Below are 273 nucleotides of genomic sequence, written 5' to 3' on the forward strand. Positions count from 1 at the left end.
ATCATGTCACGGTCAGTGCCGTAAGTCACAATGATTTTGCCTTCCGTGTCCATTGCCAATGCTTCTTCTGCATTGCGCACAACGATTGCTTCCCCGAAGCCGACATTCTTGCCGATGCCTTGGCCTTTAGCCAGGATGTCGCCGATGACCCGCAACTTCATCAAGTTGGTCGTGCCGGCTTCACCGACCGGAACGCCAGCTATGCTGATTACGCGGTCGCCCTGTTTTATCACGCCATGCTTACGCGCTTCTTCTGCTGCCACTTCAAGCATT

General features: G+C 53.8%; 1 protein-coding gene. It reads right to left on the reverse strand.

All coding sequences use genetic code 11. The features are described from left to right. The coding region (locus tag R0J87_RS20320; protein ID WP_498888518.1) for a pyruvate kinase alpha/beta domain-containing protein at window positions 1-273 on the reverse strand (273 nt) is incomplete at both ends.

Origin of the sequence: Halomonas sp. SIMBA_159 (genome assembly GCF_046536035.1) — a bacterium.
GTDB classification, from domain to species: domain Bacteria; phylum Pseudomonadota; class Gammaproteobacteria; order Pseudomonadales; family Halomonadaceae; genus Vreelandella; species Vreelandella venusta_A.